Origin of the sequence: Streptomyces lushanensis, from assembly GCF_001700515.1 — a bacterium.
Classification (GTDB): Bacteria; Actinomycetota; Actinomycetes; order Streptomycetales; family Streptomycetaceae; genus Streptomyces; species Streptomyces lushanensis.
In genome coordinates this window covers 1-387 of the sequence record NZ_MAUD01000556.1, presented here as the reverse complement: position 1 = coordinate 387, position 387 = coordinate 1, and the positions used below count along the sequence as shown (strand labels likewise).

2 pseudogenes are annotated in these 387 nt (G+C 77.7%); both read left to right on the top strand.

Annotation, left to right across the window (positions count from 1 at the left end):
• Positions 1 to 215 (top strand): annotated as a pseudogene (locus tag BFF77_RS37435) (pyridoxal phosphate-dependent aminotransferase); the annotation flags it as partial.
• A 2-nt stretch (positions 216 to 217) separates the two neighbouring features.
• Positions 218 to 387 (top strand): annotated as a pseudogene (locus BFF77_RS37430) (pyridoxal phosphate-dependent aminotransferase); the annotation flags it as partial.

Sequence of the window (387 nt, the reverse complement as noted above, 5' to 3'; positions counted from 1 at the left end):
TGCTGATGCCACGGCCCTGTCCCGCGTGGTGGGCCCCGCAGGCGCGGCTGCTGGGCCGGCCCGCCTATCAGGTGCCGGCGCCGGCGGAGGCGGGGGGAGTGCCCGATCCGTACGCCCTGCTGGAGACGGTCCGCAGACTGCGGGCCGAGGGCGGAGTCCCCAGGGTGCTGCTGCTCTGTCCCGCCGACGATCCCACCGCCACCGTCGCACCGCCCNNAGATGTGGCCCGACGAGGTCGTCGTCGTCCTTGACGCGGCGGGCCCGCTCCTTCCGGCCGCCTGGCCGATGGCCGTCGCCCGCTGTCCCGCCACCGGGGAGGGGGCCGCCCTGCGGGCCAGGACGCTCGACATCCTCACCGCGCTCGGCGCGCTGGTCGCCGGGCCCGTG